General features: G+C 62.7%; 11 protein-coding genes. 8 read left to right on the top strand and 3 right to left on the bottom strand.

What is annotated here, in order from left to right; translation table 11 throughout:
- The first annotated feature begins 24 nt into the window (after window positions 1-24).
- A complete protein-coding gene (locus AC1DVW_RS13140; RefSeq protein WP_477244480.1) occupies window positions 25-2,370 on the top strand; it encodes a dipeptide ABC transporter ATP-binding protein in 2,346 nt (781 codons plus the stop codon).
- A 13-nt stretch (window positions 2,371-2,383) separates the two neighbouring features.
- Here AC1DVW_RS13140 and AC1DVW_RS13135 read toward each other — a convergent pair whose 3' ends face one another.
- Window positions 2,384-2,974 (bottom strand): transglycosylase SLT domain-containing protein, encoded by a 591-nt coding sequence (locus tag AC1DVW_RS13135; RefSeq protein WP_477244482.1) that lies wholly within the window; start codon window positions 2,972-2,974, stop codon window positions 2,384-2,386.
- 218 nt (window positions 2,975-3,192) lie between these two features.
- On the opposite strand from AC1DVW_RS13135, the gene AC1DVW_RS13130 reads away from it, so the two are divergent.
- Together AC1DVW_RS13130 and AC1DVW_RS13125 are read left to right on the top strand one after the other, a co-directional pair.
- Window positions 3,193-4,731 carry a trimethylamine methyltransferase family protein gene (locus tag AC1DVW_RS13130; protein ID WP_477323582.1) on the top strand — a complete coding sequence of 513 codons (1,539 nt, stop codon included), beginning with the start codon at window positions 3,193-3,195 and terminating at the stop codon, window positions 4,729-4,731.
- A 57-nt stretch (window positions 4,732-4,788) separates the two neighbouring features.
- Window positions 4,789-7,215, top strand: a complete 2,427-nt coding sequence (locus AC1DVW_RS13125) for a GcvT family protein (protein WP_477323580.1) — start codon at window positions 4,789-4,791, stop codon at window positions 7,213-7,215.
- A 111-nt stretch (window positions 7,216-7,326) separates the two neighbouring features.
- Here AC1DVW_RS13125 and AC1DVW_RS13120 read toward each other — a convergent pair whose 3' ends face one another.
- Complete coding sequence (locus AC1DVW_RS13120) at window positions 7,327-7,719, bottom strand: DoxX family protein (RefSeq protein WP_477323579.1); 393 nt, start codon at window positions 7,717-7,719, stop codon at window positions 7,327-7,329.
- A 203-nt stretch (window positions 7,720-7,922) separates the two neighbouring features.
- Here AC1DVW_RS13120 and AC1DVW_RS13115 point away from each other — a divergent pair, with 203 nt between their 5' ends.
- Window positions 7,923-8,411, top strand: coding sequence for a hypothetical protein (locus AC1DVW_RS13115; RefSeq protein ID WP_477323578.1), 489 nt, complete (start codon window positions 7,923-7,925; stop codon window positions 8,409-8,411).
- Window positions 8,412-8,463: 52 nt separating this feature from the next.
- Here the strand turns inward: AC1DVW_RS13115 and AC1DVW_RS13110 are convergent, their stop codons facing one another.
- Window positions 8,464-9,240: a VOC family protein gene (locus tag AC1DVW_RS13110; RefSeq protein WP_477323576.1), complete on the bottom strand. Its 777-nt coding sequence runs from the start codon at window positions 9,238-9,240 to the stop codon at window positions 8,464-8,466.
- A gap of 187 nt (window positions 9,241-9,427) precedes the next feature.
- Between AC1DVW_RS13110 and AC1DVW_RS13105 the strand changes: the two genes are divergently transcribed.
- The 4 genes from AC1DVW_RS13105 to AC1DVW_RS13090 all read left to right on the top strand — a co-directional run bounded on the left by AC1DVW_RS13105 (window position 9,428) and on the right by AC1DVW_RS13090 (window position 13,585).
- Window positions 9,428-10,135: a gamma-glutamylcyclotransferase gene (locus AC1DVW_RS13105; protein ID WP_477323575.1), complete on the top strand. Its 708-nt coding sequence runs from the start codon at window positions 9,428-9,430 to the stop codon at window positions 10,133-10,135.
- 140 nt (window positions 10,136-10,275) lie between these two features.
- Complete coding sequence (locus tag AC1DVW_RS13100; protein WP_477244496.1) at window positions 10,276-11,640, top strand: NAD(P)-dependent oxidoreductase; 1,365 nt, start codon at window positions 10,276-10,278, stop codon at window positions 11,638-11,640.
- 2 nt (window positions 11,641-11,642) lie between these two features.
- Window positions 11,643-12,956 (top strand): NAD-dependent dihydropyrimidine dehydrogenase subunit PreA, encoded by a 1,314-nt coding sequence (preA, locus tag AC1DVW_RS13095; protein WP_477244497.1) that lies wholly within the window; start codon window positions 11,643-11,645, stop codon window positions 12,954-12,956.
- 110 nt (window positions 12,957-13,066) lie between these two features.
- The gene (locus AC1DVW_RS13090; RefSeq protein WP_477275071.1) at window positions 13,067-13,585 is read left to right on the top strand and encodes an RrF2 family transcriptional regulator; all 519 of its coding nucleotides are present in this window, start codon (window positions 13,067-13,069) and stop codon (window positions 13,583-13,585) included.
- Window positions 13,586-13,609: the final 24 nt, after the last annotated feature.

The following is a 13,609-nucleotide window of genomic DNA, read 5'->3' as shown; positions in this document are numbered from 1 at the left end:
AAAGAAATTGGATTGGAGCGACCCATGAATGAGGCAGTTCGAAATCCCGGCAAGCCGACCCCTGGGCCAACCGCTGCGCCGATCATCGAGATCGAAAACCTGTCGATCTCCTTCTTCACCCGCAAGGGCGAGATACCGGCGGTCATGGATTTTTCCTGCACGGTCATGCCGGGCGAGGCTATGGGCATTGTCGGTGAATCCGGTTGCGGCAAGTCGACCGTGTCGCTCGGCATCATGCGCGACCTCTCCAACATCGGAAAGATCGTCGGCGGCAAGATCAAGTTCCAGGGCAAGGACATGGGCGAGCTTTCCGATGAGGAGCTGCGCGCCATCCGCGGCAACAAGATCGCCATGATCTACCAGGAGCCGATGGCGAGCCTCAATCCGGCGATGAAGGTCGGCCAGCAATTGATGGAAGTGCCGCTGATCCACGACAAGGTGTCGAAGGAAGAGGCGTACAAACGCGCGCTGGACATGGTGCGCTCGGTCAAGCTGCCCGATCCCGAGCGCATGATGCGTTCCTACCCGCATCAGCTTTCCGGCGGCCAGCAGCAGCGCATCGTCATCGCCATGGCACTGCTGTCGAAGCCGGCGCTGCTTTTGCTCGACGAGCCGACGACGGCGCTGGACGTGACGGTGGAGGCCGGCATCGTCGACCTGGTCAAGGGGCTCGGCGAGAAGTTCGGCACGTCGATGATCTTCGTGTCGCACAATCTCGGCCTGATCCTGGAGACCTGCGACCGCATCACGGTGATGTATTCGGGCGAAGCGGTGGAGACCGGCAAGATCAAGGACGTCTTCGACCGGATGCGCCATCCCTATACGCAGGGCTTGTTCCGCTCGATCCCGCTGCCGGGCGCCGACAAGAACTCACGGCCGCTGATCTCCATTCCCGGGCAATTGCCGCTGCCGCATGAGCGGCCCAAGGGCTGCAATTTCGGTCCGCGCTGCCACCATTTCGTCGAGGGGGTCTGCAACGCCGCCGAAATCCCGATGATCGAAGTCGCGGGACATGAAGGCCATTTTTCGCGCTGCGTGCGCTTCAACGAGATCGATTGGGAAGCGCTGCCGCCCGGTGCCAAGAAGGTCAACGAGCGGGTCGTGCCCGGCGCGCCGGTGCTCAAGATCGAAGACCTCAGGAAATACTACAAGGTCGGCGGCAGCGAAGTGTTCGGCTCGAGCGAGGGCCGCGTCGTCAAGGCCAACGAGACGATCTCGTTCATGGCGCGCGAATCCGAGACCGTCGCCATCGTCGGCGAATCCGGCTGCGGAAAGTCGACACTGGCCAAGGTGCTGCTCGGGCTGGAGACGGCAAGTTCGGGCACAGTGACCCTCGGCAACAAGGAGATCCAGTCGACCGGCATCGAAAAGCGCAGTGTCGAAACCGTGTCGTCGATCCAGATGGTGTTCCAGAATCCGTTCGACACGCTGAACCCCAGCCACTCGGTCGGCTCGCAGATCATCCGCACGCTGGAAAAGTTCAACGTCGGCAACACTGTGGCCGACCGCCGCAAGCGCATGCTGGAACTGCTCGATTTGGTGAAGCTGCCGCGGGCGTTCGAAACCCGCAAGCCGCGTCAGCTTTCCGGCGGCCAGAAGCAGCGCATCGGCGTGGCGCGGGCCTTCGCCGGCGATGCCAAGGTGGTGGTGGCCGACGAGCCGGTGTCGGCACTCGACGTGTCGGTGCAGGCGGCGGTGACCGAGCTGCTGATGGACATCCAGCGCAAGAACAAGACGACGATGCTGTTCATCAGCCACGATCTGTCGGTGGTGCGCTACATCGCCGACCGCGTCGTCGTGATGTATCTCGGCTATATCGTCGAGCAGGGCACGACCGACCAGATCTTTTCGCCGCCCTATCACCCCTATACCGAGGCGCTGCTGTCGGCGATTCCTATCGCCGATACCAGCGTGGTGAAACGGCATATAGTGCTGGAGGGCGACATCCCGTCGGCGATGAACCCGCCCTCAGGCTGTCCGTTCCAGACCCGCTGCGGCTACAAGAAGCTGGTGCCGGACAATCTGTGCGAGACCAAGGTGCCGCCGGTCAAACATCTCGGCGACGGCCATATGAGCCTGTGCTGGCTGGCCGACGACGTGCTGGCCAAGATGGAGCCGGTGATCAAATTCGACAAGGAACATGCCGCGCATGAAGGCGTGCCGGAAGACGCGCCCCATATCACTGGGCCGGGTTCGACAGGAACGGCGCCCAAACGGCCGCGTGGCAAATCGTCGACCGCGGCAGCGGACGAGATCGGCGATGCCGTGGAGCAGGGCCAGGCTGGGATGCGAGCCCGTCGCCTCAAAGTAGTCGACGAGGCTTCCGAAACCGGTGTTAAAAAGCCGAAAGATACGACAAGGCGGCACTAAACCGGGAAGGGTGCTAGTTTTCGCATTGCCGTAGCTGCGCGGCATAGTCGCGGGCCATCTTTTCGGTGGCCCGGGCATAGCCTTGGACGCCGGCGTCGCCGCGGTTGCCGCGCTGATAGGCGGTCCAGCCGAGATAGTAGGCCAGGTATAGATTGTAGGTGTCGTTGCGGGCGACGCCAAAGGTGTCTGCTGTCTTTGAATGATACCAGCCGACGAAATCGACGGCATCGGCAAATTTCGTCCGCCGCGCCGCCCAGTTGCCGGTCTCGCTCTGATATTGCGACCAGGTGCCGTCCAGCGCCTGCGAAAAGCCGGTGGCGCTGGAGACATGGGTCCACGGAATGAAGCCCAAGAGCTTGGTGCGCGGCGGCCTGGCGTTGCTCTTGAAGCCGGATTCCTTGCGCACCGTCGCCATCAGCACGGGAATCGGTATGCCGTATTTCTGCTCGGCGCGCTCGGCCGCCGCCTGCCAGTTGTCGAACCAGCCATCGTTCTGATCGAAGACGGCGCAGACATCGTTGATGTGGCTTGGCGGCGTCGCGCAGGCCGACAGCGCCAGCAGCACGCAAACAGCTACAATTTTACTAAAACTCGACCTGACCATGGGAAGACGAATAGGCCGAAAACATAAAGGGAATCTTGCCGCGTTCGTTAACGGCTTGCGGAGCGCTTTGGGTCGAACAGGCCAAGTATCAATATTTCGACCTTTTTTGGCGTTTTTGTCTGACTGGTATCCCTAAAGTGCCGCCTTGGCTAAAATCACGCCTGCGAATGGCGTATTTCTGACAGCCTGACCAATGTGCCAAGGCTTTGATGCGGGGCATGACCGAACCGAGACGCAAGCGCGGCGCCGAGCGAACCAGCAACAGGGGTCCCGCCGCTATCCCGCAACTGCCGCTCAGGCGCGTGACCAATCCCTATCCGCCGATGGCGATGCTCTCAGTCGACCAGATCGAGGCGATCCACCAGGCATCGATGCACATTCTGGAGAATTTCGGCATCGAGGTGATGAGCCCGCGGGCGCTGTCGCTGTTCGAGAAGGCGGGCGCCAGGGTCGATCACGCGACGGCCAATGTCCGCATCGATCGCGGCATGATCGAAGAAGTGCTGAAGACGACACAGTCCAGCTACCGGCTTACACCGCGCAATCCGGCCCATGCCGTTCATCTCGGCGGCAACACCATCAATTTCACGCTCGTCGCCGGCCCACCCAACGTGCATGACATGGAACGCGGCCGGCGCGCCGGCAATTTGCGCGACTATGCGGACCTCACCCGGCTGGCGCAGCATTTCAACTGCATCCACATGCTCGGCAACCAGGTCTGCGCGCCGGTGGAACTGCCGGCCAACGCCCGCCATCTCGACACCTATTTCACCAATCTGGTGCTGACCGACAAAAGCTTCCATGTCTCGGCCATCGGCCGGGGCAGGGCGCTGGACGGCATCGAGATGATGGCGATCGCGCGCGGGATGACGCTCGACCAGATGCGCGACGATCCTGGCGTCACCACCATCATCTCTGTCAACTCGCCGCGCCGCTTTGACGAGATGATGGCCGAAGGGCTGATGACTATGGCCGAGTTCGGCCAGTCGGTGGCGGTGACGCCGTTCACGCTGATGGGGGCGATGAGCCCGGTGACGTTGGCCGGTGCGCTGGCGCAGCAGAACGCCGAGGCGCTGTTCGGCGTCGTGCTGACGCAGCTTGTGCGCCCCGGTGCGCCGGTGATGTACGGCGCCTTCACCTCCAATGTCGACATGAAGTCCGGAGCACCGGCCTTCGGCACGCCGGAGAACACCAAGGCCAACATCGCGTCGGGACAGCTCGCGCGGCGCTATAATCTGCCTTACCGCACCACGCCGGGCTCGGCCTCCAACGCCGCCGACGCGCAAGGCGCCTATGAGACGCTGATGGCGCTCTGGGGTGCTGTGCTCGGCCACGGCAATCTCGTCTATCACGCCGCCGGCTGGCAGGAGGGCGGGCTGACCGCATCCTTCGAAAAGTTCATCATCGACGTCGAAATGATCCAGCACATGATGGAGTTCTTGCGCCCGATCGAAGTTAACGAGGCGGAACTCGCCGTCGAGGCGCTGGGAGCAGTGCCGACCGGCGGTCACTTCTTCGGCGAGCCGCACACGCTGGAACGCTACGCCACCGCCTTCTACCAGCCGATGCTGTCCAACTGGCAAAATTACGAGGCGTGGCAGGAGGCCGGCGGGCTAGACGCCACGGCGCGGGCGACGCGGCTATGGAAGAAGGCGCTGGAAGACTTTGTCGAGCCGGTGATGGACATTGCCGTGAGCGAGGCGCTGGAGGCCTATGTGGCCACGCGCAAGGAAGCGATCGGGCAGGGCGAGCCGTGATGCCTCCCATTCAGAATCCACTCACTCATCCAACTCATTGATATCAGAGAAAAATCCATGAAATCGCATGCAAAGGTCGTGGTCATTGGCGGTGGCGTCGTTGGATGCTCGGTGCTGTTCCATCTGGCACGCCATGGCTGGACCGACGTGGTGCTTTTGGAGCGGGACGAGCTGACATCCGGCTCGACCTGGCACGCGGCCGGCGGCATGCACACGATCAATGGCGACCCCAACGTCGCCAAGCTGCAGAAATACACGATCTCGCTCTACAAGGAGATCGAGGAACTGTCGGGACAGGCGACCGGGGTGCACCTGACCGGCGGCGTTTTGCTGGCGGCGACTGAGGCGCGGCTCGACTGGCTGCGCGGCGTGGTCGCCAAGGGGCGCTACCTCGGCATCGACCTCGAAGAGATCTCGCCCAACGAGGCGGCCGAACTGATGCCGCTGCTCGACCCAAAACAATTCGTTGGCGCTGTACGCAACAGGGAGGACGGCCATCTCGATCCGTCGGGCGTCACGCATGCCTATGCCAAGGCCGCGCGGAAGCTTGGCGCGGAGGTCGAGCGCTTCACCAAGGTCGAAGACATCGTGCGGCGTGCCGATGGCCTATGGCGCGTCATCACCAACAAGGGCGAGGTGGTGGCCGAGCATATCGTCAATGCCGGCGGCCTGTGGGCGCGCGAGGTCGGCCGCATGGTCGGCCTCGAGCTGCCGGTGCTGGCCATGGAGCACATGTACCTGATCACGGAGGACATGCCGGAGGTCGCTGCCTGGAACGCCAGGACCGGCGCAGAGATCATTCATGCGGTCGATTTCGACGGCGAACTCTACCTGCGCCAGGAGCGCGGCGGCATGCTGATGGGCACCTATGAGAAGGCCAACAAGCCATGGTCCGAGTTCTCCACGCCGTGGAATTTCGGCCATGAATTGCTGGAGCCGGACATCGACCGCATCGCACCGTCGCTCGAAGTCGGCTTCCGGCATTTCCCGGCATTCCAGAACACCGGCATCAAGCAGATCATCAACGGCCCCTTCACCTTCGCGCCGGACGGCAACCCGCTGGTCGGACCGGTGCGCGGCCTGCCGGGTTTCTGGGTCGCCTGCGGCGTCATGGCGGGCTTCTCCCAGGGCGGCGGCGTCGGTCTGGCGCTGTCGAACTGGATGATCGAGGGCGATCCCGGCGCCGACATCTGGGCGATGGACGTTTCGCGCTATGGCGATTGGGCGACGATGGCCTACACCAACGCCAAGGTGCGCGAGAATTATTCCCGGCGCTTTTCCATCCGCTTCCCCAATGAGGAACTGCCCGCCGGGCGGCCACTGAAGACGACGCCGGTCTATGACCTCCTGTCAGCGAAGGGCGCGCAGTGGGGCGTCGCCTACGGGCTGGAAGTGCCGCTGTGGTATGCACCCGCGGGCGTCAGAGACGAGTTCTCCTGGCGGCGCTCGAGCGATTTTTCGCATGTCGCAAAAGAGGTCAGGACCGTTCGTGAAGCTGTCGGCCTGGCGGAGATTTCGAGCTTCGCCAAATACAAGGTGAGGGGCGAGGGGGCAGCCGGCTGGCTCGATCGTATGCTCGCCTGCAAGCTACCGAAAACAGGCCGCATGACGCTGGCGCCGATGCTGAAGGACGACGGCCGGCTGATCGGTGACTTTACCCTCGCCAATATCGATGACGGTGAATGGTTCATCGCCGGCTCCGGTGTCGCCGAGCAATACCATATGCGCTGGTTCGAGGCGCATCTGCCTGCCGACGGCTCGGCTCGCATCGAAGCGCTGGCGCAAAAGCTAACCGGCCTCGCAATCGCCGGCCCGAAGGCGAGGGAGGTGCTGGCGAAAGCCACCCGCGCGGATGTCTCCAATGCCGCACTCCCGTTCATGGCGGTTGCAAAAATGGATATCGGCATGGCGCCGTGCCTGGTCGGCCGCGTCAGCTACACCGGCGATCTCGGCTATGAGATCTGGGTGGCGCCGGAATATCAGCGCGCCGCCTATCAGACGCTGATGGCAGCGGGAGAAGAGTTTGGCATTGGCCTGTTCGGCTCGCGTGCGCTCAACGCGCTGCGGCTGGAGAAGAATTACGGCTCGTGGGCGCGCGAATACCGGCCGATCTACGGGCCGCTTGAAGCCGGGCTCGACCGTTTTGTCGCCTATGGCAAGGAGGCCGATTTCATCGGCAAGCAGGCAGCACTCACCGAGCGCAAGCAGGGCGGCAGGTTGCGGCTGCGTGCCTTCGTCGTCGAAGCCGCCGATGCCGATGTCATCGGCGACGAGCCGATCTGGTTCGACGGCGCTGTGCGCGGCTGGGTCACCTCAGGGGGCTACGCGCATCATTCGAAAAAGTCCGTTGCGCTGGGCTATGTGCCAAAGGAGATCGCCGACGCGACCGATGGTTTCGAGATCGAGCTGCTGGGCAAGCGCCATGCCGCGCGCATGCAGCCGACGCAGCTGTTCGACGCCAATTTCGAGCGGATGCGCGCCTGAAGCGCTTCGGCTTCGCCGATGCACTTCAGCTTCTTGTTCTGTGCATGTCGTTATCCCAAAACCGCTGCGCACTTTTGGGCGACATGCACTAAGCGCGCCGCTCGTTGAACGTCAGGCGCTGCGGCGGTTGTCCAGCGCGAAGGCGCCGGCGCCGGCAAATACCAGATAGAGGAAGATGAAGCAGAAGGAGATTGCCGAATCACCGCTGTTGTTGACCGGGAAGAAGTCGCGCGGGTAGTGCGCCATGAAGTAGGCAATCGCCATCTCACCGGCCAGCAGGAAAGCGACAGGGCGGGTGAACAGCCCGAGCGCCAGGAGGATGCCGCCGGCGAATTCGAGAATGCCCGCCGTCAATGTCAGTCCGGTCAGGGCGCCCGCATGATCGCTGACGGGGAAATTGAACAGCTTCTGGGAGCCGTGTTCGATGAACTGCAGCGCCGTTATGATGCGCAGCACGCCCAGAGCCTGCGGCTGAAATTTGGCTAGACCGTCAAAAAGCTTCATCAAAAACTCCATTTTAAACCCACCCAGTTCGGCCATAGATTATCGCCCGACGATGGACCACTCACTTCCCATGGCCTGCCATCAACAATCGGTGATTGGTCCCCAGTTTGACCTTCCATATTTTTCTCTCTATGGTTGCATTCATATCGCTATGGTTGTATTGGTATGTAGATCCTTCTTCAAACCATGTGGGTTCCCTTGCCATGAGAAAAGTCGTCATCAGCCTCTTCGCAATCCTTGCAGGCACCAGCTTCTCCATGGCCGCCGGCGCCGGCTGTGATGCCTTCAAATGGCCGGTGACACGCGAGCAGTCCCTATTTCCGACGGCGCCCGCCGCGCAGCCCGGCGCCTCGCTTGCGCTCGGCGAGGCTGCGGATCTGGCACTTGAGCCGGTCGACACGATCAGCTTCACCGTGCCGCCGGAACGTGCGCCTGCAGCCGGCACATTCGGCGCAACGGCAAGCGTGACTGTGCCGCCGGAAGGCGAGCTGCAGATCAGCCTGTCCGGCGAGGCCTGGATCGATGTCGTACAGGACGGCCATGCCACGAAGTCGGCGGCTTTCAGCGGCGTGAAGACCTGTCCCGGCATTCGCAAGAGCGTGCGCTTCAAGCTGGCGCCGGGTACTGCCACCCTGCAGCTCAGCGGCGCCAAGGACGAGAGCATCAAGGTCGCGGTGCTAGCGCCGGAATAGTCATCGCGCCGGAGCGCGATGACTATTCCGCGTTCATCTCGTGACGAGCTTGTTATCGCACTGGTGCCATCAGTGCGAAATGGGCGCCTTGCGGATCCGTGCATTGCACGACCCAGCTGCCGCCGGGAACCTCCATCGGGCCCATCAGGATCTTCCCGCCTTTGTCGGTGGCGCGCTTGGCTGCCGCGTCGATGGCCGCAACATTGAAGTAGAACTGCCAGACCGGCACCGGAATCTGCTCGGGCTTGTTCATCATGCCGCCGCCGGATTCGGGGCCGGCTGCAAAGGTCTGGTAGGTGCCCATCGGACCCATGTCGAAATCGCCGGCATCGGTCCAGCCGAACTGGCTGGAGTAGAAATCGAACGCAGCCTTCCAGTCGCTCGTGTAGAGCTCGCGCCAGCCTATATGGCCGGGCGTGCTGGCCGGCACGATGGGCTGGTCCGGGCCGTTCGGCTGCAGGAACATGAAGGTCGCGCCCTGTGGGTCGGCGACGACTGCAAAGCGGCCGACACCCGGAATGTCGTCGGGTTGGCGATGAACCTTGCCGCCGGCTTTCTCCAGCGACTTCGTTGAGGCATCGGCATCCTTGGTGTGGATGTAGCCGAGCCAGGCGGGCGGCATGCCCATCTTGGCGGCATCTTCCGGCAGCGTCATCAGGCCGCCGACGCCACGTTCCCCGACATTCATCACGATGTAGCGGGGCATGCCGGGCGCCTTGTCGAAGGGCTGCGCCGTCCAACCGACCACTGCGGTGTAGAACGCCTCCGCGGCATCGAGATCGGTGGTCATCAATTCGTACCAGAAGAAGGGCATCGGGGATTTTGGCATTGTCAGGCTCCTTGTGGTTTCCAGGATTCGATCATGCGTGATCCATCCTAGGACGATCCTCGCGACGCCAATCCGACATCGGCCACACAATAACGACGGTGCGTTCACAAGCGTTCCACGGCTTGCGCGCCTTGTGGTTTTCCCCTTTTCTGGCGCCAACGGGGGTTGTCGTTCCATGCGTCGCCAAATGTCGCTCACCTCAGAGCTTGTCGCACTGTGCCATCGGGAAGAGGCCGATCCTGGTCCCGATGGCAGCTGGACACAGTTGAACGATGAGGATTACCGGACCATAGCCTCGCGGCTTTCGGGCGAGGCAGATGAGGGTCCGTTGTGGGTGTTCGCCTATGGCTCGCTGATCTGGAAGCCAGCCTTCGAGTCCGTCGAACGGCAGCGCGCTAGCGCCTTCGGCTGGCATCGGTCGTTCTGTCTCGATATCAGGCGCTGGCGCGGCAGCACCGAGCAACCGGGATTGATGATGGCGCTCGAAAAGGGCGGACGATGCGACGGCGTGATCTACCGTCTGCCGGACGGCGACAAGCCGGCCCAGATCGAAAGGCTGTTGCGCCGCGAGGTCGACGATCACGAGAGTGTCAGTTCGGTCCGATGGCTTCCGGTGCGCACCGCGCAAGGGCCGTTGCGGGCGCTGGGCTTCTGGGTCGGCGTGACCGGCAGGGGCACGTCGCTCAACCAGCCGCTGGAGACGGTGGCAAAGGTGCTGGCCAGGGCGTGCGGGCATGTCGGGTCCGGCGCCGAATATCTCTACAACACGGTCAGCCATCTCGAAGAATTCGGCATCCATGACCGCAATCTGTGGCGGTTGCAGAAGCTGGTCGCCGACGAGATTAGCTCGATCCATGGTCGCACTCTTGCGGTCGCCCTTTCGTCTGCGCTGTAGGCGCAATAGACACGCATAACATGAGTAAAAAAATCATGTTATTATCGAGGGTTTTCAGAGGCTTGCGTCGAAAATTGACCAATTGATAAAAAAATAAAACGTGCTAGCCTTCCCCAAAACGAAAACAAGGGGAACTGACGATGCCAGAGGGCCAGTTCAAAGAGGGCATTGCCGGCGGCCGGCTTTCGCCAGAGCAGTATGCCGACAATTTCTCCGACCTGCATCCGCCGCTCGACCATCACGAGGCGCTGGTCGAATCCGATCGCTGCTATTTCTGCTACGATGCGCCGTGCATGAATGCATGCCCGACCTCGATCGACATTCCGCTGTTCATCCGACAGATCTCGACCGGCAACCCGATCGGTTCGGCCAAGACGATCTTTGACCAGAACATCCTCGGCGGCATGTGCGCCCGTGTCTGCCCGACCGAGACTTTGTGCGAAGAGGTCTGCGTGCGCGAGGTAGCCGAGGGCAAGCCGGTGCAGATCGGCCGCCTGCAGCGCTACGCCACCGATGTCGCCATGGCCGAGAACAAGCAGTTTTATCCGCGCGCCGCCTCGACCGGCAAGACGGTCGCCGTGGTCGGCGCCGGGCCGGCTGGTCTTGCCGCCGCGCACAGGCTCGCCCGTCATGGGCACGACGTGACCATCCTGGAAGCCCGCCCGAAGGCCGGCGGCCTCAATGAATATGGCATTGCCGCCTATAAGAGCATCGACAATTTCGCCCAGGCCGAGGTCGACTATATCACCGCGGTCGGCGGCATCGATATCCAGAACGGCAAGGTGCTTGGCCGCGACTACCAGCTGTCGGACCTGACCCGGAATTATGACGCGGTGTTTCTCGGCATGGGGCTTGGCGGCGTCAACGCGTTGCGCGCCGATGGCGAGGACGCAGATGGCGTCACCAATGCGGTGGAATTCATTTCGGAACTTCGCCAGGCGAGTGACCTCTCAGGCCTGCCGGTCGGGCGGCGCGTCGTCGTCATCGGCGGCGGCATGACGGCGATCGACGCCGCGGTGCAGTCGAAGCTGCTCGGCGCCGAGGAAGTGACGATCTGTTACCGGCGCGGTCAGGAACACATGAACGCTTCCGGGTTCGAACAGGATCTGGCCGCCGCCAACGGCGTCACCATCCGCCACTGGCTGCAGCCGAAGCGGGTCATCGCCGAGGGCGGCAAGGTGTCGGGCATCGAACTCGAATACACCGCGATGAATGGCGACAAGCTTGCCGGCACCGGCGAGCGGCTGACGCTGGTCGCCGACCAGGTGTTCAAAGCGATCGGCCAGAGCTTTGTGCCGGCCGTGCTCAACGGCAGCGGCGCTGAGATCGCGCTCGAAGCCGGCCGCATCAAGGTCGACGCCGAAGGCCGCACCTCGCTCGCCAATGTCTGGGCCGGCGGCGACTGCATCTTCGGCGGCGACGACCTTACCGTCTCGGCCGTGGCGCAAGGCCGCGACGCGGCTGAATCGATCAACCGGGCACTGACCTCGAACGGGAGGGCATGAGCATGGCAGACATCCGCAACAATTTCGTCGGTATCAAATCGCCCAATCCATTCTGGCTGGCCTCGGCGCCGCCGACCGACAAGGCCTATAATGTCATCCGTGCCTTCAAGGCGGGGTGGGGTGGTGTTGTGTGGAAGACGCTGGGCGAAGAAGGCCCGCCGGTGGTCAATGTCAACGGCCCGCGCTATGGCGCGATCTGGGGCGCGGACCGCCGCCTGCTCGGGCTCAACAACATCGAACTGATCACCGACCGCGACCTGCAGGTCAATCTGCGCGAGATCAAGCAGGTCAAGAAGGATTGGCCCGACCGCGCCATCGTCGTCTCGCTGATGGTGCCGTGCGTCGAGGAAAGCTGGAAGGCGATCCTGCCGGTGGTCGAGGAGACCGAGGCCGACGGCATCGAGCTCAATTTCGGCTGTCCGCACGGCATGTCGGAGCGCGGCATGGGTGCCGCCGTCGGCCAGGTGCCGGAATATATCGAAATGGTGGTGCGCTGGTGCAAGGCCAACACCCGTATGCCTGTCATCACCAAGCTGACGCCCAACATCACCGATGTGCGCAAGCCGGCGCGCGCCGCACTCTCCGGCGGCACCGACGCGGTATCGCTGATCAACACCATCAATTCGATCACCGGCGTCAATCTCGACAGTTTTGCGCCAGAGCCGACCATCGACGGCAAGGGCTCGCATGGCGGCTATTGCGGTCCGGCGGTGAAGCCGATCGCCATGAACATGGTGGCCGAGATCGCCCGTGATCCGGAGACCCACGGCCTGCCGATCTCCGGCATTGGCGGCATCACCACTTGGCGGGATGCTGCCGAATTCATGGCGCTCGGCGCCGGCAATGTGCAGGTGTGCACCGCGGCGATGACCTACGGCTTCAAGATCGTGCAGGAGATGATCGCCGGCCTGGAAAACTGGATGGACGAGAAGGGCCATGCCTCGCTCGACGACATCATCGGACGTGCCACGCCCAACGTCACCGACTGGCAGTATCTCAACCTCAACTACATCGCCAAGGCGCATATCGACCAGGACGCCTGCATCAAATGCGGCCGCTGCCACATCGCCTGCGAGGACACCTCGCATCAGGCGATCACCAACATGGTCGATGGTGTCAGGCACTTTGAAGTGATCGAGGCCGAATGCGTCGGCTGCAATCTGTGCGTCAATGTCTGCCCGGTCGAGAACTGCATCACCATGGAACCGCTGGCGGTCGGCGCCATGGACCAGCGCACCGGCAAGCCGGTGTCGCCGATTTATGCCAACTGGACGACGCACCCGAACAACCCGATGGCCAAGGTGGCTGCGGAATAGGGTACGGCATTCTACGAAAAAGCGGCGCCTTCGGGCGCCGTTTTTCATTTTCCTATTGCAGATAAAAATTATCCACGATAAGAACTATCCATGAATTGGAGATCAACACCATGAAGCTGGGCGAAGGCGTCGAAGCGGCCATCCATTGTGCGGCTACGCTGGCCAGCGTGGAGGGCAACGGCACCATGCCGGGCGCAGCCTTGGCGGAGTGCTTCGGCCTGTCGCCGAGCTATCTGCTCAAGCATCTCAACCAGCTCACGGCGGCGCGCATCCTGGAATCGGTGCCGGGTCCGTCCGGCGGCTACCGGCTGGCGCGGCCGGCAGAGCGGATCACGCTGCTCGATATCGTGCTTGCGGTAGAAGGGCGTGAGCCGGCCTTTCGCTGCGGCGAGATTCGCCGCAACGGGCCGGTCAAGCTCGATGCTTCGGCCTATGTGAAGCTGTGCGGCATCAACGCCGCGATGCTCAAAGCAGAGCGTGCCTATCGCGCCGCTCTCGCTGAAACCCGGTTGTCCGACATCGTGGCAACTTACCAGGCGGAAGGCGATCCGCGATCGATTGCCGCAAGCTGTGCCTTTGTCGCCCGCCATCAGCGGCCGCAGAAATCCGCTTCGACCAAGCAAGTTTAGACCCCCGCCAGACAGACGTGAAAG

The sequence above is a fragment of the Mesorhizobium sp. P3_B5 genome (genome assembly GCF_056402815.1).
Note: the sequence above shows the minus strand (reverse complement) of the source record. Positions and strands in the feature narration are given on the sequence as shown.